We start from the raw sequence: 16,139 nt of genomic DNA, 5'->3' as shown, positions 1-16,139 counted from the left end.
TCCCCGGCCATAGCCATGACTGCCGGTAAATAGCGGCATGGCAAATCAGACAGTCACCACAACCGAAATTTCCGTTCACAGTCGCGGGTCACTGGAACTGACCTTCCGCTTCTACCGGAAGACCGGGCCAACGACGCGCGAACAGATCGACCTTTCGACGCGGACCCTCTTCTTTGAGGTTGATGGCGTACCGATCCGTGAAGCCCTCGTGGCGCATTCCACGGACACAAAGGCCAAGGTCATCATCCTTGAAAGCGATCAGGTCGAGACGCTGCGCAAGACCGCGACCGAGTGCCTGATCCGCGATGAAACCGAAATCGCTACGCGCCGCCCGAAGGTCATCTGGCGCAGCACGATCAAGCGCTTCGGCTTCCTCGGCGCTCCCGACGCGCAGGTGGACGAATAATGGCTATCGAAATCACGGAAGAAACCACCGCCATCGAGGTGACGTTCCAGGACGACGGCACCTTTGAAACCACCTTCGAAGAGGCAACCGTCGAGGTCGTAAACGATGGTGGCGAGGTCATCGTAACGGAGATGGAAGGTCCAATGGGACCGCCCGGTCCAGCTGGTCCCAAGGGCGATAAGGGCGATACCGGACCTGCTGGTCCTCCAGGGTCATCGGCTGGCGCGGACGGCATCTTTAACACCGATGTGACGATCAATAGCGACTATCCATCGCTCTACATCAAATCCAACGTAGACCCAGCGGACAGTTGGGGTGAGCTTGCGTTCGTCGATAGAGATGACAACCGGCTCGCAAATATTTCCGCTTCTGGCGGCGGCGGCGGCATGACTATTCAATCTATGTCCGGCACGCTCGGCCTACAGTCACTGGCTGACATCAGGATTCTGCCAGCCAATGGAACAGCTACAATCGCCTTTCCAATCGTGAACGGCGCTCTCCAGCTTACGAACTCAAACACGCGCGATACTCGCATGGACTTTGTTGAACTGAGTGCAACTCGCACCTCATTTGGCAACTTCACGAAGTCGTTTACGGAGTACGGCCCCACTGGCGCAGTCGTCTCCACGACGAACACTCGTCGCACTTTCCTGGACAGCCTCAACGACGCCATCGTCAACGTCGCAACCGGCAAGAAGATCATGCTGGGTGTCAACAACGGTTCCAACCTTGTGGTATCGAGCACGGGCGCGATTGTGCGCGGCACGCTCGATGCAACCGGCGCGATCAAGCAGAACGGTAATCAGGTCTACCACGCGGGCAACCTGTCGTTCGGTAGCGGCCTAACCTACGATAGCGGCTCGGGCGTTGTCGCTGCTAATGGCGGTGCATCTATCTACCAGCGCCCCTATCGCCCTGGCTGCTGGTATCCAGTCAATATTGGAGCGATGGAAAGCGGTGTTACCGCTGGCACGGATTGCATCCTGTGGACGCCATTCGTGATCACTCAGACAGTCACCATCGACAGCCTGCTGACGCGCATTACGACTGCAAGCTCAACCGGCAGCATCCGCATCTACCTCTATGCGGCTGGCTCCAACCTGTACCCATCTGGCCCGGCCCTCGCCGCGACTACGACGCTCTCGGCGGCCGTATCGCAGATCGTGCAGGGTGACATCACGCCTCTGACGCTGACGCCGGGTGTCTACTGGTTCGCATACCACTCCAGCGACGGCACACTTGCGGTTGCAAGTGGTGCGCAGCTTGAGGCCGCAAACATCATCGGTCAGGACGACCCTGCCCGCACGATCCCCGGCAACAACCAAGGCCCTTGGGGAATGCGAACAGTAACCGCATACGGCAATGGCCCTCCCACGATGACGACTACCCCTGCCTATTACGGCGGGTCCGGCATCAAGCGCCTTCCAACCGGCTTTTTCAGGGTGGCAGCATGAACAGGATGATGACCTACAGGATCGACGGCACGATCCTGCTCCAAGAGGATGACCGCGAACTCGAACTCCCGGCGGGTCTCACCCAGGAGGAAATCGTCGCGGCCATGCTGGCATTTTACACGCCGGACCCCACGCCCGAGGAAACCGATCCCGCTTGAAGGCCGTTGACTTGGCTGGAACAAAATAGGAACATAGGCGCATGACCCAGCCCGATTCCTCCAGCCTCGCCACGACCCTCCTTCATGCTCCAGCCTGGGCACGCATCGGCTTAACCGCTCCCAATGAACGGCTTCGTGAACAAGCCGCCGCCGAGTTAGCCGAGACGATCATCGACGCCCTGGCGCGTCCCTTGCCGGTCAACGACCCGCGTCAGATGGCCCTTCCCCTTTGAGGTGGTTGGCCCGATCAAGAGCCTGCGCGAGCTAACGCGCCACGGCGGACGCATCCGCGCAACCTGCCGCGCCTGCAACCGGGTGGCATTCTTCCACATCGGTGAACTGGCGGCCTATTTCGCACGCCGGAACTGGTACGATGGTTGGCCCGCCTTCGCTCGGCGGCTGCGCTGTCAGTGCGGAGAGAAAAATCCAGAAGTCGCGTGGGAGATCGAACCACCTCCCCCAGACGATGACCCTACGCCACCAAAGCCGCGCTTTGTTCGTGACGGGAAGCCGCGCGGAACCAGCGAGGAATGGGAGCGCGCGAGGGCGCGGCGCGCTGCTAGAGAGACAGGCGCACCGGCCCGACGGAGAATTGCAAGACGTGCAACAAGGCACTGAGCCTAGCTGCGGGGCGAGCATGATCACGATAACCATGCCTCTCCCATCGTGCATCCCTCAGTGGGTTTCCCCTTGCGGGATTTCCGCCATGCACTCGTTGTAACATTCGGCGTCAGGCCCGATTCCGGATCGGACGAAAACCTCCCCTCATCGCCGCGTCATCCCCACTATGCTGCAATGCCTGCAATTCTCCGAGCCGCCAACGTGCGAAAAAAATGCGTCACCAGTGTCACCCATGAAATAGACCCCTTCACTTTCTATTCCTTAGTACCTAATTGGGGTCACATGGAAGCTCTGCTCGACACGCCAGATGCGATCGCACCCGAGGCACCCCTCGATTCTGAGGAGGCGACGCCAATTACGATAAAAGAAAAGTGGCAGGGAGCCGTCACTCAGGGATCAGGTTTCGTCGCAGTTCCTGTCGCTCTCTTAAGGCTCCAGTCGAAGTACGACCTGACTCCAACTGACATGCTGGTCCTTATAAACCTGCTCGCTCATTGGTGGGACCCCGCCCGCGCGGTATACCCGCGCTCGACAACCATCGCGAAACGCATGGGCGTCGATAAGCGGACGGTTCAGCGCTCCACCCACAAACTGGAGAACGCCGGACTGTTGACGCGCAGCGTGTCGGAGGATGGCCGCCGCATTTTCACCTTTGAACGGCTGGTCGAAAAGCTCGCCCGTGATGTTCCCGTCGCCTACACGATCCAGGCGCAGGAAACCTACGGCAGCTAGAACGAGTGGCCTCAACCCCCGCCAAGAAACCTCACCAAGAGGTACGTCCGACGAAAGAGCCGGCGGGGAAACTCACACCTATGGAACGAGTGATTGAGCGCAGCGACATAAAGGTCGACCTAGCCGCGTGCATTCGTTGGTTCTGGTTCGGCCTCGCTGCCTTTGTGACGGCTCTGACCGGCTCCATCATCGCTCTGTACAGCCTTCAAAATGCGGAACCACCGAAGGCAACCCGGCCCGTAGCCCAACAGGTGCTGTCTGCAGCTGCCGACGCTGCAGGGAAAGTCCGCTAAAGCGCATTTAGCGCCCCCTCTAGTTTACGTGCGTCACAGACTTGGGGACGTGTTTATCGCCTAAAATTTGCCAGCAGGACGAAGCTTTCTAGCATCTAGATTGCACATGTTTTTATTCCTTGAGGTCTCAGATGCTCCGGCTTCTGATCTACCCAACCCGAAAACTGCCATGACAGAAAGATCGCCGTTCCAATATATCGAAGCAAAGGGTTTTTCTTGATTTCATCGATGTCTTTAACGAACATAGCAGCTACATCGTCGGCAGTTGCCTCTCCAAGCTCGAAGAAGTGCTTATTCGGGATTTTCAAACACATCGATCGACTGGCGTTTGCCGGATCTGCGAATGAGAAAGGTTTGGTAGCATGAGCCGCATCGTTACGAATTTTTCGCATGATGTTCAGATCGGAATATGTCTCGTCGGAGTAGAAGTTCATCAGGCGCGCCATAGCGATCCGTGACGAGAAAGTAGCAAGCCCGCCCTGTCCCTCAAAAAACTCCTTCATAATTTTCGGCTCATCAATTAGTCGGAGCTTGATGATCGCCGATAGGGCGTCATCGACTATGGCGCCCGCTATCAATGCAGTTGCACGCTCAGATGCCGCGTCTAACTCGTCAGCCATCGGCTTCATACGATCGGGCATATAGAATCGCTCGGATAGCTTCATTTTCCTCCCCTTCCTGGAACACCTCGCAACGAAGGAACTGAGGTAGCTTGAAACCCAGACGAAGGCGAGCGCACTGAAAAATATAGACTTTTTTTGCATAGCTGGCCCCGCTTCAGTTTACGTGCGTTGCAGGCTTGACACGGGCCGGGAAGGTGACATGCGCATTGGCCCGGGCGACGCTGACCACGCCAGCCTCCAGCGGCTGGCGGAGCGAATCGAGCACGGCGCGCTGGAACTCGGGCAGTTCGTCGAGGAACAGCACGCCGAGATGCGCGAGGCTCACCTCGCCCGGCTTGACCTTGAGCCCGCCGCCGGTCAGCGCCGCCATCGAGGCCGAGTGATGCGGCGCACGGAACGGCCGGGTACGGGTCAGCCGCCCGCCCTGCAGCATACCGGCGACCGAGGCGACCATCGACACTTCCAGCGCCTCCGCGGCTTCCAGCGGCGGCAGGATGCCCGGCAGGCACGCCGCCATCAGCGATTTGCCGGCACCCGGCGGCCCGACGAACAGCAGATTATGGCCCCCGGCCGCGGCGATCTCGAGCGCGCGCTTGGCGGTCTCCTGCCCCTTGACCTGGGCGAGATCCGGCCCCGCCCCCGGCGGGTCGACCTCGCCCGGCACCGGCGCGGGGAGCAGCTGGTTGCCCTTGAAATGGTTGAGCAGCGCGATCAGGTCCGGCGCGGCGAGCACCTCCCCTTGCCCGGCCCAGCTCGCCTCGGGCCCCTGCGCGACCGGACAGACCAGCCCCTTGCCCGCCTCGGCGGCGTGCATCGCGGCGAGCAGCACCCCCGGCGACGGCGCGATCCGCCCGTCGAGCGCCAGTTCGCCGACCACGACATAGCCCGCGATCGTCTCGGCATCGACCACGCCCATCGCCGCGAGCAGCGCCAGCGCGATGGGGAGATCGAAATGCGATCCTTCCTTGGGCAGGTCGGCGGGCGAGAGGTTGAGCACGATATGCTTGGGCGGCAGCGCCAGCCCGATCGCGGCCATCGCGGCGCGGACGCGCTCGCGGCTTTCCGCCACCGCCTTGTCGGGCAGGCCGACGACGACGAACTTGGGCAGCCCCGCGACGAGGTTGCACTGCACCTCCACCGCGCGCGCTTCCAACCCCAGATAGGCAACTGTCGAGACGCTGGCGACCAAGAGAGCCCCCTCCCCGAAACGGGAGCATAGCGGCTTCTGCACGATACGGAAGGGATATGATCGGCGGGTGGTGGCGGAAGCGCGGATGCCGCGTTCGCGTTTATTGGGGCGATGCCCCCCGCCCCTCCCTCTGTCATTCCCGCGAAGGCGGGAATCCATTGCCCTCAAAGCCGGGGGAAGGAGCCACACCCGCAGCGTCAATGGATCCCCGCCTCCGCGGGGATGACGAGGGTGTAGCTAGAGCCATTCGCGCAGCAGCTTGCTTTGGCCCAGACGTTTCTTATCTGTTCTCAAGCTCACCGCTCTTTGAAGTGTCCAGCTACTAAAACGCGCGGGTCAGCTATCGCCCAACTACAGCCATTGCGACGGAGCTACTCGCATGACATGTATGCTGTCGATATGTGGTCCTTCGGCTCACCTTGGCGACTGTTTCCACACTGGCTGAAGGCGATTACGCTTTTGGTCGGCGTTCCCGCATGGCTTGGGTTCGCGGCTCTGGTCGCGACCGGAGCGATCTTCGAGCACCAGAACACGACCCTGACGCTCTTCGGTGTATTGGCTTTTGTAGCAGTCTGCCAAACAGCCTTCGTGGCGCAGGCAGCGTGGAGAAATGACCTCTAACGACGTCCGCTTCCCACCCAATTCAGGCCTTTCGCTCGCGCCGTGCAACCTCCCCCCACGGCGAGGTCCGGCGGCTGAATCCAGTAACCGTCGGCAACGTCGACACCCTAAACTTCCTGAACTTCGGTCACCGCGAAAACATCGCCACACCCTCAACTTCCTCAACTTCCGCCCCCGCAGCCGCTAGCACCGCCGTCCCGCGTCTTGCACAACCAACACACCCCACCCATCTCCACGCCCATGCGCCAGGCACAGCCCCAAAACTCGCATCCCGCGTTGACTCTGGCGCCGCTTGCCCGTAATGGCGCTCGACACGCGGCCGCCCCTGTGGCGGCCCTTTTACGTTCTAGATACTCGAGGATGAGCGATGAAGCGGACCTTTCAGCCGAGCAACCTGGTGCGTGCGCGCCGGCACGGCTTCCGTGCACGGATGGCGACCCCGGGCGGTCGCAATGTGATCCGCGCCCGCCGCGCCCGCGGCCGCAAGAAGCTGTCGGCGTAAGCACCGACACGCCCTTGCTGAGCCTCGACCGGCTCACGCAGCGCAAGGACTATCTCGCCGCCAATGGGGGAAAGCGGGCACCGATGCCCGGTTTCGTCCTGCTGGTGCGCGAACGGAACGATGCCGATCCGTCGATGCGGATCGGCATTACCGTATCCAAGAAAGTTGGCAACGCCGTTATCCGCAACCGGATGAAGCGGCGCTTTCGCATGCTTGCGCGCGAAATCCTGCCAGGGGCGGGAATCGCCGGCGCGGATCATGTGCTGATTGGCCGGATGGGCGGGATCGAACGCCCCTATGCCGATCTGAAGGCGGAACTCGCCAAGGCGCTTCGGCGCGTGCGCCCCAAGGGCGACCCCAAGGTCGAATCATGATCGCGCGGGCGCTGATGCTGCTCGCGCGCGCCTGGCAGCTGGGCCCGTCGCTGATCCTGCCGCCCACCTGCCGCTACCAGCCATCCTGTTCGGCCTATGCAATCGAGGCGCTTCGCCGCTATGGGGCGGTGAAAGGCAGCTGGCTTGCGCTCCGGCGCATCGCGCGCTGCCATCCATGGGGCGGGCACGGCCCAGATCCCGTTCCTTGAGCTTTCCTTCCGGGGATTATCGGTGAAAGAAGAACAGAAGAATTTCATCCTCTTTGCGGTGATCGCCGCGCTGGTCCTGTTCGGCTGGCCGGTGATCAGCCACTGGCTGTTCCCGCAGCAGCCGGCCGCGCCCGCGAAGATGGTCGACGGCAAGCTGCAGCCGGTGCCCAATTCGGGCGTCGATCCGGCAACCAATGCGCCCAAGACGATTCGGGACCGCGACGCGGTGCTCGCCGACAGCCCGCGCGTCGCCATCGACACGCCGGCGCTCAAGGGCTCGATCAACCTCAAGGGCCTGCGCATCGACGATCTCGTCCTGCGGCAGTACGATCAGACGGTCTCGAAGAATTCGCCGCCGATCCGCCTGCTCTCGCCGAGCGGGGCGGAAGGCAGCTATTTCGCGCAGTTCGGTTGGCAGGGTGCAGGCGCACCGGACGGGAACACCGTGTGGAAGGCCGATGGCGCGACGCTGACGCCGGCCACCCCGGTGAAGCTCACCGCCACCAACAGCGCCGGCCAGACCTTCACGGTCGAGCTCGGCGTCGATTCGAACTTCATGTTCACCGTCCGCCAGACCGTCGCGAACCGTGGCGGCGCGCCGGTGGCCGTCACGCCGTACACGCTGATCTCGCGCGGCCAGCGCTCGACCGATACCAGCCAGTGGGCGGCGCATGTCGGCCCGGTCGCCGCGACCAACGATGCGGCGCATTACATTGACTGGAAGGACATCGAGAGCACGCCCCAGCAGTTCGCCACCACCGGCGGCTGGGTGGGTTTCAGCGACCATTACTGGCTGACCGCGGCGATCCCCGACCAGCGCGGCGGCGTGAACATCCAGCAGCGCGGCACCGCGGCGCAGCAATACCAGGCAGACGTCGCGCTCGCCCAGCCGATCGCGATCCGTCCGGGCAAGGAAGCGACCTATACCAGCCACTTCTTCGCCGGCGCGAAGGAAGTGAAGCTGCTCGACGCCTATCAGAAGCAGTATGACATCGCGAAGTTCGAGCGCGCGATCGACTGGGGCTGGTTCGAGATCATCGAACGCCCGATCTTCACCTACCTCAGCTGGCTGTTCAAGCTGGTCGGCAATTTCGGCGTGGCGATCATCCTGCTGACGATCACCATCCGCGGCCTGCTCTTCCCGATCGCGCAGAAGCAGTTCGCCTCGATGGCGAAGATGCGCCAGGTGCAGCCGAAGATGAAGGCGATCCAGGAGCGCTACAAGGACGACAAGCAGCGCCAGCAGCAAGAGATCATGCAGCTCTACAAGGCGGAGAAGGTCAATCCGCTCGCGGGTTGCGCGCCGATGCTGCTGCAGATCCCGATCATGTTCGCGCTCTACAAGGTGCTGCTGCTGACGATCGAGATGCGCCACCAGCCGTTCGTGCTGTGGATCCGCGACCTTTCGGCGCCCGATCCGGCGACAATCCTCAATCTGTTCGGCTATCTCCACTTCACGCCCCCCAGCTTCCTGGCGATCGGCGTGGTGCCGGTGCTGCTCGGCGTGTCGATGTTCTTCCAGATGCGGATGAACCCGGCCCCGATGGACGAGATGCAGAAGCAGATGTTCGCGATCATGCCGTGGATGCTGATGTTCCTGATGGCGCCGTTCGCCGTCGGTCTGCAGCTCTACTGGATCACCTCGAACGTGCTGACCGTGCTCCAGCAGCAGTGGCTCTATGCGCGCCACCCGGAGATGAAGGTGCCGGTCGCCAAGCCGAACGCGGCCAAGGCCAAGTGATGACGGCGTGCCCCTCTCAATCCTCCCTGGCACGAGGAGGGGGACCATTCGCGCCAGCGAATGGTGGAGGGGCCGCCGCGCCAGCGGCGGTGTATCCGAAGGTTGCCGCCACCCCGCGTCTGACGGCGCGGCCCCTCCACCCCTCGCCTGCGGCGAGCGGTCCCCCTCCCCGTGCCGGGGAGGCATTTCCCGCAGCAAGGCGTGTGAACTGAATGTCCTTCGACCCCGACCAGATCGAATCCGCGCGCAAGCTGTTCGCCGGCCCCATCGCCTTCCTCAAGTCAGCGCCGGCACTGGAGCATCTGCCCCAACCGACCGTGCCCGAGGTTGCGTTCGCCGGCCGCTCGAACGTCGGCAAGTCGTCGCTGATCAACGCGCTGACCAATCGCAACAGCCTTGCCCGCACCTCGGTCACCCCGGGCCGTACGCAAGAGCTCAACTTTTTCGACGTGGGCGAGCCGCTGCGCTTCCGCCTGGTCGACATGCCCGGCTACGGCTTCGCCAAGGCGCCCAAGGACATGGTCCGCAAATGGCGCTATCTGGTGAATGACTATCTGCGCGGCCGGCAGGAATTGAAGCGCGCACTGGTGCTGATCGACTCGCGCCACGGCATCAAGGATGTCGACCGCGAGATCCTCGAGATGCTCGACAACGCCGCGGTCAGCTACCGCATCGTCCTCACCAAGACCGACAAGATCAAGGCGAGCGAACTGGCCGAGGTGACCGCGCGCACCGTGGAAGAGGCCCGCAAGCGCGCCGCAGCCCACCCGGAAATCCTCGCCACGTCGAGCGACAAGGGCATGGGGCTGCCGGAATTGCGCGCGGCGGTGCTCGAAGCGATCGGCTGAGGCACGCGTGGAGCCGCTTTTCTCCTACGGCACGCTCCAGCTCGACCAGGTGCAGCTTAGCCAGTTCGGCCGGTTGCTCGACGGCACCGACGACGTGCTCCACGGCTTCATCGTCACCGAAATCCAGATTCGCGATCCCGCCGTGCTCGATGCCAGCGGGATCGAGACGCATCTGGCACTGGTCCCCGGAGAGGGGCCGCCGATCGCCGGCAAGGTGTTTCAGCTCAGCCCGCAGGAACTTGCTGCGGCGGACGTCTATGAAAGCGAAAATTACGTCCGGGCATGGGTGCCGCTTGCCTCGGGCACCCATGCCTGGGTCTATGTGAAGACCTGATCAGGCCGGGTTGTACTTCGCCAGAAACGCCTCCAGCGCCTTCAGGAAGCTCAGCCGATCCTCGCCGCGGGTGAAGTGGTGATCCCCCTCCGGCTGCTCGATGAACTCGAACGGCTTGCCCGCCGCCGCCAGCCGCTCCGCCATCAGCTTGCTCTGCTTGAACGGCACGCGCCGATCCTTCTTGCCGTGGACGATCAGGATCGGCGTCGAGAACTCCTCGGCATGGTAGAGCGGCGACACCGCCCTGAAGTCCGGCGCCTGCGCCTTCATCCAATCCTTGCCCTGGCCGCCGCCGAGGAACTGCGAGTCATAGGCGACCATTCGCCCGAGATCGGACACACCGGCGAACGAAACCGCGCAGCGGAACAGCTTGCCGTCGCGCTGCGCCCCCCGGAACGCCGCATAGCCGCCATAGGAGGCGCCGACGATGCACACGCGCTTGGGATCCGCGATTCCCTGATCTGCCAGCGCCTTCACCGCATCGTTCAGGTCATCCTGCATCGCCAGCCCCCACTGGCCCTCGGCCTTTTCGAGGAAGCGCGTGCCGAAGCCGGTCGAACCGCGATAGTTGGGCTTGATCACGGCATAGCCGCGATCGGCAAGGAACTGGGACCACCAATCCCACTCTTCCTCGTCGCGGGCGGAGGGACCGCCATGCGGCATCAGGATCAGCGGCAGATTCTTGCCGGTCGAGCCGCGCGGCAGCGTCAGCACCGCGGCGATATCCAGCCCGTCGCGCGCCTTGTAGTGGATCGTCTTGACCGGGTGGAGACGCCGCAGCTTCAGCGTCTGGTTGTTCATTGCGAGCGGCTGGAGCGTCTCGCCCGCTGCGCGGTAGACGAAATAGGCCCCTGGCGCGCTCGCATCTCCCACCCGGATGATGACCACCGAGTGATCGGTGTTGAAGCTGGTGATCTCCACCTGCGCGCCCTGCACCAGGCCGCTCAGCTTCTTCTGCAGCGCCGCCATTTCGGGATCGGTCCAGTGGGTGGAGCTGCGATTTTCGGTCACCGCGACGCCGAGCAGCGTCGAGCGCACCGGGTCGACCACCGGGCCACTGATGTCATAGCCCGGCGTCCCGAAGATCTGCTTGCCAGTCTGCAGCGTCGTCAGATCGAACTCCCACAGTGCGGAGAACCCTTTGTCGTCATCCTGCATCACCAGCGCCTTGCCGGGATCGGGGAGAAACAGCGACGGTACGAGGAGATTGTCGTGGATGCCTCGCGCACGATCGATGATGCGGAAGTCGGTGCGGGAATCCGGGCGATAGAGCAGCCGGCGGTTGCGGCCGTCCTGGCTGCGGCCGATGCCCATGCGGACGACGCCGACGCTGTCGGCATACCAGTCCATCACCCCTTCGCGTCCGTCGATCACCCGTCGGTGCTTGCCGGTCGCGACGTCCACCTGATCCACCTTCGGCCAGAAGCCCGGCATGTTCGAATAGATCGAGGTCTGCGCGGCCAGCAGGATGCGGGGCGTGCCGTCTCGCGCCGTCCAGAGCAGCCGCCCGCCATTCTGTCCGGTATCAGGGGTATTGAGCATCACCATCTTGCCGGTGTTGGCGTTCACGCCGATCGCACGGGTGATGTACCATTCGTCGCCCTCGACCGGCATCGTCTTGCCGATGCCGATCACCAGCCACTCGTCATTGACCCAGCGCCACCAGTTTAGATCATTGTCGCCGATCGCGATCAGCTGCTTGGCCGAGGCATCGAGCGCCACCGCCGCGAAAAACTGCTGGCCCTGCACTGCAAGCTGGCCGGCGAACCGCTTGCCGTCTGGGGAAAGCTCGGGCCCCTCCAGCATCGGCAATTCGGCGAAGACTTCCGTATTCACCCGTGCCGATGCTGCGGCCCCGGCCCCGGCGGCCGGCTTTTCCTGTGCCTCCGCCGCCGGACATAGCACCGCCAACACCACGGCGGCTGCCGTCGCGAACAGGCACGCTTTTCTACGCATCGTCTTTTCGTCCCCCGATTCGCGGCCCCCTGCCGCGGGAGACGAAGATTGGAAATAATCGCCAAGATCTGCAACGTCTTTGGCGTGATGCGATATCGTCCCGGTTGCTGTCCCCGGACACGGCGTCTATCCCGGCCCCATGAAACTGATCATCGGCAACAAGGCCTATTCGTCCTGGTCGCTTCGCGGCTGGCTCGCCTGCAAGCTCTCGGGTCTGCCGTTCGAGGAGACGGTGGTGCCGCTCTACGATCAGGATTGGGACCGGCGTCGCGAAGGGGACGAGTTCGCGCCGTCCTCGGGCAAGGTGCCGATCCTGTGGGATGGCGAGGCGGTGGTGTGGGACAGCCTGGCGATCGTCGAATATCTCAACGACAAGACCGGCAATAGCAGGTTCTGGCCCGCCGACCCCGGCGCGCGTGCCATGGCGCGTTCGATGGCAGCGGAGATGCATTCGAGCTTCGCTGCGCTGCGCCGCCAGCACAGCATGAACATCCGCCAGGTTTATCCACCCGCGCCGGTCGACGCGGATGTCGCAGCCGATCTCGCGCGGATCATGGAGTTGTGGGCCCAGGCGCGCGCGCGGTACGGCGGCGAGGAGCCGTTCCTGTTCGGGGCGTTCGGCGCGGCCGACATCATGTTCGCACCGGTGGTGACGCGGATCGTCACTTACTCACTTCCCGTCCCTCGCTTTGCCCAGGCCTATATGCTGGCCGTACTCCAGCACCCTTATATGCAGAACTGGATTGCCGGCGCGCAGGAGGAAGACTGGGTGATCGAGAAGTTCGAGCTCCCGGCAGCATAAGTCCACGCGCCACGCCCCGGCCGGGCGTGGCCGTCACCGCAGCCGTTCCGTCTCGTAGCGCGTGCCGTCCTTCCGGAAGTACCCGTCGGGCGTGAACACCATGTCGATATCGGGATATTCCCCGCTCCCGCGGGGGCCCGCGCCGATCGCGAGGAACACCGCGTCTTCCGGCGACCGGTTCTGCAGGTGATGCCCGTCTGCCACGCCCGCCGGGAACGCTGCGCAATCGCCGGCCCGCAACACGGTTTCGCCGCCCTCCTCCACCAGCACGGCCTCGCCTGACAACATCACGACGAACTCGTCCTCCTGATCGTGCCAGTGCCGCTGCGAGGACCAGGCGCCGGGTTTCAGCACGACGTGGCTCACCCCCATCGCCGTCAGCCCGGCTGGCGGTGCCAGCCGCCGATACCAGCGCCCCGCCACGGCTGCGTCAAACGGTGCCGGATAGCCGGTGGCATTGGTCTGCGGGATTGTATCGAGGTCCAGCTTGGGCAATGTCGCCTCCTCTATGTAGTGGAGGTAGTGTGCCGGAGGTTGTCGAACTCACCAAGGCCCTGATCGGGGCCGAAAGCGTCACGCCGGCGCGCGGCAGCGTGTTCGACGTGCTGGAAGCCGCGGTGACCCCGCTCGGCTTCCGGGTCGAGCGGTTCGTCGAAGGCGAGGCACCCGACGGCCCGGTGGAGAACCTGCTCGCCGTGCGCGGCGGCGAGGGCCCTCACTTCGCCTTTGCCGGCCATCTCGATGTAGTGCCCCCTGGCCAGGGCTGGACGAGCGGCGCCTTTGCGCCTGAAATCCGCGGTGACCTGCTTTATGGTCGCGGCGCGGTCGATATGAAGGGCGCCATCGCGGCTTTCGTTGCAGCAGCCGCACAGGCCCCCGCACGCGGCACCACCAGCCTGATCATCACCGGTGACGAGGAAGGCCCCGCTACATTCGGCACCCCCAGGCTGATCGAGCGCATGGCCGAGCGCGGGCTGAAGCCGGACCTGTGTCTGGTGGGCGAGCCCACCTCCGCCCATCGTCTTGGCGATACGATCAAGATCGGTCGCCGCGGCTCGACGGTGATCGACATCGCGGTGATCGGCCGACAGGGGCACGTGGCCTATCCGCATCTCGCCGACAATCCCGTACCCCGCCTGATCCGCGCACTGGCGGAGATCGATGCAATCGTGCTGGATACCGGCAATGACTGGTTCCAGCCTTCCAACATCGAAGTGATCGACCTGGAGGTCGGCAATCCCGCCACCAACGTCATTCCGGGCCGTGCGGCGGCGCGGATCAGCATCCGCTTCAACGACCAGCAGCGCGGGGACGCGCTGATCGCCCGCATCCAGGAGATTGTCGCCCGGCACGCACCGCACGCGGAGGTGAACGGCCGCGTCTTCGGCGAAGCGTTCCTGACCCAGCCGGGACCCCTCTCCGATCTGGTCAGCGGCGCGATTCGCGACGTTCTAGGCGTCGAAGCCGAACTGTCGACCACCGGCGGCACATCCGACGCGCGCTTTCTGTCCCGCGTCTGTCCGGTGGTGGAATTCGGCCTTCTGAACGCAACGATGCACAAGCTGGACGAGGCGGTGGCCATTTCGGACCTCCACGCGCTCACCGCCGTTTACACGGAGATCCTGCGACGGGTGTAAGCAGCCGCTCAGGCGGTCGCGCGGCGCGGCGCGGTTTCGCGGATCCAGGCGAGAAAATCGTCCTCCCCCATCGGCGTGGCGATCGCATAGCCCTGCAGCACGTCGCAACCGAGCACGCGCAGCACCGCGGCCTGCGCCTCGCTCTCGATCCCCTCGGCCACGGCCTCGCAGCCCAGACCATGGACGAGGCCGATCACCGCCTGCGCGATGGCCCGGGCCTCCGGGTTGCTGGCGACATGCGCGACCACGCTGGGATCCAGCTTCACCCGGTCGATGGGCAGGCGCTGCAGCCGCGCGAGATTCGAATAGCCCGTTCCGAAATCGTCCACGGCCACCGTGGCACCGGCGGCGCGCAGCGCGGCGATGGCGCGCAGGACGTCCTCCGAACAATGCATTGCCAGGGTCTCGCTGATCTCCAGTTCGAGCAACCGCGCCGGCGCATTCGCCGCGAGCATCGCGGCCCGCAGGTGCCGGAAGAAGGTCGCGTGATCGATCTGGCGCTGGCTGACGTTCACCGCCAGCCGCTGTTCGATGCCAAGTCGCGCCCAGCGGGCGATGGTGTTCGCCACATTCGCCACCACCCAGTCGCCGATCTCGACGATGAGGCCGGTTTCCTCGGCGCGCGGCAGGAAGGCGGCGGGCAGCTTGGTCCCCTCCGGATGCTCCCAGCGGAGCAATGCCTCGGCACCGACAATCGCACCGTCTCCCGCCGCGACCTGCGGCTGGAAGACCAAGGCGAATTCATCGCGATCAATCGCGGCGCGGAGTTCCGTCTCCAGGCGCACCCGGGCGATCATCTGCGCGGCAAGCCCGTCGCTGAACGTCTCCACCCGACCGCGTCCCTGCGTCTTGGCCTGGTACATCGCCGCGTCCGCCGCACCCATTAGGTCATGCAGCGTGTGTCCGTGCTCGGGATAGAGCGCGAGGCCGATCGATGCACCGATCGAGACCTGCTGCCCGGCCAGATCGAAGGGCTCGGAAATTGCCTCGAGCACCTTGGCGCCAACACGTTCGCGGGCATGGGCATCGGGAAGATCGGCGAAGAACAGCGTGAACTCGTCGCCTGCCAGGCGGCCGATCAGCGGCGTCTCCCCGTGCGTGAACGCTGCGCATTGATCGCCGACGGCGCGCAGCCGATTGGCGACCATGCCGAGCAGCACGTCGCCGACGGCATGTCCGAGCGTGTCGTTGACCGCCTTGAAGCGATCGAGATCAACGAAGAACAGCACCGCCCGGGTATCTTCGGAAGCCATTTCCAGCATCCGCTCGGCGCCTCGGCGGAAATGAGGGCGGTTCGCAAGACCGGTGACCGTATCAAACATCGCCAGACGATGGACGCTCTCCAGATTGCCGTGCAGCTTGTGGAACAGCTCATCGATGGCACCGGCAAGGCGTGGGGCGCCCCTAAGCAGTGCCGGCGGCAAGGGACTTTCAAGATCGCCAAGCGCTGCGGCGTGAAGCCGGTCGATCGCGGCGGACAATGCGGCAGAGCCCTCCGGGCGCACGCCCCCCGCCACGGCGACGAAGCCGAACACCGCCAGCAGCATCGCAAGACCGATCGACAGAGCAAGTTGCGGGACCGTAAAGCCGCTCAGGTAGCCGAACAGCAGCAGCAGCCCGGCAGCTGGCAGCGCACCGA

At 64.1% G+C, this 16,139-nt stretch carries 19 protein-coding genes and 1 pseudogene; 15 read left to right on the top strand and 5 right to left on the bottom strand.

The annotated features are described in order from the left end of the window. The first annotated feature begins 37 nt into the window (after nucleotides 1-37). The 6 genes from OIM94_RS00210 (at nucleotide 38) to OIM94_RS00185 (ending at nucleotide 3,664) form a co-directional block, all read left to right on the top strand. Nucleotides 38-406 (top strand): hypothetical protein, encoded by a 369-nt coding sequence (locus tag OIM94_RS00210; protein ID WP_264608133.1) that lies wholly within the window; start codon nucleotides 38-40, stop codon nucleotides 404-406. Continuing rightward, on the top strand, nucleotides 406-1,860 hold the full coding sequence (locus OIM94_RS00205) for a hypothetical protein (protein ID WP_264608132.1): 1,455 nt from the start codon (nucleotides 406-408) through the stop codon (nucleotides 1,858-1,860). The genes OIM94_RS00210 and OIM94_RS00205 overlap by 1 nt, the downstream gene beginning before the upstream one ends. Further along, nucleotides 1,857-2,018 (top strand): hypothetical protein, encoded by a 162-nt coding sequence (locus tag OIM94_RS00200; RefSeq protein WP_264608131.1) that lies wholly within the window; start codon nucleotides 1,857-1,859, stop codon nucleotides 2,016-2,018. The genes OIM94_RS00205 and OIM94_RS00200 overlap by 4 nt, the downstream gene beginning before the upstream one ends. Nucleotides 2,019-2,059: 41 nt before the next feature. Then, complete coding sequence (locus OIM94_RS00195) at nucleotides 2,060-2,251, top strand: DUF6771 family protein (RefSeq protein ID WP_264608130.1); 192 nt, start codon at nucleotides 2,060-2,062, stop codon at nucleotides 2,249-2,251. A 670-nt stretch (nucleotides 2,252-2,921) separates the two neighbouring features. Next, entirely contained in the window at nucleotides 2,922-3,371 is a 450-nt protein-coding gene (locus OIM94_RS00190; protein ID WP_264608129.1) for a helix-turn-helix domain-containing protein, read from the top strand. Between the two features lie 80 nt (nucleotides 3,372-3,451). After that, on the top strand, nucleotides 3,452-3,664 hold the full coding sequence (locus OIM94_RS00185) for a hypothetical protein (RefSeq protein ID WP_264608128.1): 213 nt from the start codon (nucleotides 3,452-3,454) through the stop codon (nucleotides 3,662-3,664). Between the two features lie 95 nt (nucleotides 3,665-3,759). Here the strand turns inward: OIM94_RS00185 and OIM94_RS00180 are convergent, their stop codons facing one another. After that, complete coding sequence (locus tag OIM94_RS00180) at nucleotides 3,760-4,329, bottom strand: hypothetical protein (RefSeq protein ID WP_264608127.1); 570 nt, start codon at nucleotides 4,327-4,329, stop codon at nucleotides 3,760-3,762. Between the two features lie 115 nt (nucleotides 4,330-4,444). After that, nucleotides 4,445-5,476, bottom strand: a pseudogene (locus OIM94_RS00175) (YifB family Mg chelatase-like AAA ATPase); the annotation flags it as partial. Nucleotides 5,477-5,860: 384 nt separating this feature from the next. Between OIM94_RS00175 and OIM94_RS00170 the strand changes: the two are divergent. The 7 genes from OIM94_RS00170 to OIM94_RS00140 all read left to right on the top strand — a co-directional run bounded on the left by OIM94_RS00170 (nucleotide 5,861) and on the right by OIM94_RS00140 (nucleotide 10,105). Further along, nucleotides 5,861-6,097 (top strand): hypothetical protein, encoded by a 237-nt coding sequence (locus tag OIM94_RS00170; RefSeq protein WP_264608126.1) that lies wholly within the window; start codon nucleotides 5,861-5,863, stop codon nucleotides 6,095-6,097. Between the two features lie 367 nt (nucleotides 6,098-6,464). Further along, the gene (gene rpmH / locus OIM94_RS00165; protein ID WP_010545931.1) at nucleotides 6,465-6,599 is read left to right on the top strand and encodes a 50S ribosomal protein L34; all 135 of its coding nucleotides are present in this window, start codon (nucleotides 6,465-6,467) and stop codon (nucleotides 6,597-6,599) included. 83 nt (nucleotides 6,600-6,682) lie between these two features. After that, nucleotides 6,683-6,973, top strand: a complete 291-nt coding sequence (gene rnpA, locus OIM94_RS00160; RefSeq protein ID WP_413716408.1) for a ribonuclease P protein component — start codon at nucleotides 6,683-6,685, stop codon at nucleotides 6,971-6,973. Continuing rightward, the gene (gene yidD, locus OIM94_RS00155; protein ID WP_264608124.1) at nucleotides 6,970-7,182 is read left to right on the top strand and encodes a membrane protein insertion efficiency factor YidD; all 213 of its coding nucleotides are present in this window, start codon (nucleotides 6,970-6,972) and stop codon (nucleotides 7,180-7,182) included. Before rnpA ends, yidD begins: the two co-directional genes overlap by 4 nt. A gap of 22 nt (nucleotides 7,183-7,204) precedes the next feature. Continuing rightward, on the top strand, nucleotides 7,205-8,923 hold the full coding sequence (yidC, locus tag OIM94_RS00150) for a membrane protein insertase YidC (protein WP_264608123.1): 1,719 nt from the start codon (nucleotides 7,205-7,207) through the stop codon (nucleotides 8,921-8,923). Between the two features lie 212 nt (nucleotides 8,924-9,135). Next, nucleotides 9,136-9,771 carry a ribosome biogenesis GTP-binding protein YihA/YsxC gene (gene yihA, locus OIM94_RS00145; RefSeq protein WP_264608122.1) on the top strand — a complete coding sequence of 212 codons (636 nt, stop codon included), beginning with the start codon at nucleotides 9,136-9,138 and terminating at the stop codon, nucleotides 9,769-9,771. A 7-nt stretch (nucleotides 9,772-9,778) separates the two neighbouring features. Then, on the top strand, nucleotides 9,779-10,105 hold the full coding sequence (locus OIM94_RS00140) for a gamma-glutamylcyclotransferase family protein (protein ID WP_264608121.1): 327 nt from the start codon (nucleotides 9,779-9,781) through the stop codon (nucleotides 10,103-10,105). Here the strand turns inward: OIM94_RS00140 and OIM94_RS00135 are convergent, their stop codons facing one another. Then, nucleotides 10,106-12,061 carry an alpha/beta hydrolase family protein gene (locus OIM94_RS00135; RefSeq protein WP_264608120.1) on the bottom strand — a complete coding sequence of 652 codons (1,956 nt, stop codon included), beginning with the start codon at nucleotides 12,059-12,061 and terminating at the stop codon, nucleotides 10,106-10,108. It lies immediately after the preceding gene. A gap of 139 nt (nucleotides 12,062-12,200) precedes the next feature. Between OIM94_RS00135 and OIM94_RS00130 the strand changes: the two genes are divergently transcribed. Continuing rightward, a complete protein-coding gene (locus OIM94_RS00130; RefSeq protein WP_264608119.1) occupies nucleotides 12,201-12,863 on the top strand; it encodes a glutathione S-transferase family protein in 663 nt (220 codons plus the stop codon). A 33-nt stretch (nucleotides 12,864-12,896) separates the two neighbouring features. On the opposite strand, the gene OIM94_RS00125 is transcribed toward OIM94_RS00130, so the two are convergent. Further along, nucleotides 12,897-13,358 carry a cupin domain-containing protein gene (locus OIM94_RS00125; RefSeq protein WP_264608118.1) on the bottom strand — a complete coding sequence of 154 codons (462 nt, stop codon included), beginning with the start codon at nucleotides 13,356-13,358 and terminating at the stop codon, nucleotides 12,897-12,899. Between OIM94_RS00125 and dapE the strand changes: the two genes are divergently transcribed. Next, nucleotides 13,358-14,500 carry a succinyl-diaminopimelate desuccinylase gene (gene dapE, locus OIM94_RS00120; protein ID WP_264608117.1) on the top strand — a complete coding sequence of 381 codons (1,143 nt, stop codon included), beginning with the start codon at nucleotides 13,358-13,360 and terminating at the stop codon, nucleotides 14,498-14,500. The genes OIM94_RS00125 and dapE overlap by 1 nt on opposite strands. Before the next feature lie 8 nt (nucleotides 14,501-14,508). Here the strand turns inward: dapE and OIM94_RS00115 are convergent, their stop codons facing one another. Further along, on the bottom strand, nucleotides 14,509-15,822 hold the full coding sequence (locus OIM94_RS00115; RefSeq protein WP_264609950.1) for a putative bifunctional diguanylate cyclase/phosphodiesterase: 1,314 nt from the start codon (nucleotides 15,820-15,822) through the stop codon (nucleotides 14,509-14,511). Nucleotides 15,823-16,139: the final 317 nt, after the last annotated feature.

The sequence above is a fragment of the Sphingomonas sp. R1 genome (assembly GCF_025960285.1).
In the GTDB taxonomy this organism is placed as follows: Bacteria; Pseudomonadota; Alphaproteobacteria; order Sphingomonadales; family Sphingomonadaceae; genus Sphingomonas.
The sequence above is the reverse complement of the archived record's forward strand: the minus strand, read 5'-3'. Positions and strand labels throughout refer to the sequence as shown.

Bases quoted from the DNA above. Each gene is read 5' to 3' on its own strand.
- yidD (WP_264608124.1), top strand. From the start codon at position 6,970: ATGATCGCGCGGGCGCTGATGCTGCTCGCGCGCGCCTGGCAGCTGGGC.
- OIM94_RS00205 (WP_264608132.1), top strand. From the start codon at position 406: ATGGCTATCGAAATCACGGAAGAAACCACCGCCATCGAGGTGACGTTC.
- OIM94_RS00200 (WP_264608131.1), top strand. From the start codon at position 1,857: ATGAACAGGATGATGACCTACAGGATCGACGGCACGATCCTGCTCCAA.
- OIM94_RS00180 (WP_264608127.1), bottom strand. From the start codon at position 4,329: ATGAAGCTATCCGAGCGATTCTATATGCCCGATCGTATGAAGCCGATG.
- OIM94_RS00210 (WP_264608133.1), top strand. From the start codon at position 38: ATGGCAAATCAGACAGTCACCACAACCGAAATTTCCGTTCACAGTCGC.
- yihA (WP_264608122.1), top strand. From the start codon at position 9,136: ATGTCCTTCGACCCCGACCAGATCGAATCCGCGCGCAAGCTGTTCGCC.
- OIM94_RS00190 (WP_264608129.1), top strand. From the start codon at position 2,922: ATGGAAGCTCTGCTCGACACGCCAGATGCGATCGCACCCGAGGCACCC.
- OIM94_RS00135 (WP_264608120.1), bottom strand. From the start codon at position 12,061: ATGCGTAGAAAAGCGTGCCTGTTCGCGACGGCAGCCGCCGTGGTGTTG.
- OIM94_RS00170 (WP_264608126.1), top strand. From the start codon at position 5,861: ATGTATGCTGTCGATATGTGGTCCTTCGGCTCACCTTGGCGACTGTTT.
- OIM94_RS00115 (WP_264609950.1), bottom strand. From the start codon at position 15,822: ATGTTTGATACGGTCACCGGTCTTGCGAACCGCCCTCATTTCCGCCGA.
- rpmH (WP_010545931.1), top strand. From the start codon at position 6,465: ATGAAGCGGACCTTTCAGCCGAGCAACCTGGTGCGTGCGCGCCGGCAC.
- rnpA (WP_413716408.1), top strand. From the start codon at position 6,683: ATGCCCGGTTTCGTCCTGCTGGTGCGCGAACGGAACGATGCCGATCCG.
- dapE (WP_264608117.1), top strand. From the start codon at position 13,358: ATGTCGCCTCCTCTATGTAGTGGAGGTAGTGTGCCGGAGGTTGTCGAA.
- OIM94_RS00185 (WP_264608128.1), top strand. From the start codon at position 3,452: ATGGAACGAGTGATTGAGCGCAGCGACATAAAGGTCGACCTAGCCGCG.
- OIM94_RS00130 (WP_264608119.1), top strand. From the start codon at position 12,201: ATGAAACTGATCATCGGCAACAAGGCCTATTCGTCCTGGTCGCTTCGC.
- OIM94_RS00195 (WP_264608130.1), top strand. From the start codon at position 2,060: ATGACCCAGCCCGATTCCTCCAGCCTCGCCACGACCCTCCTTCATGCT.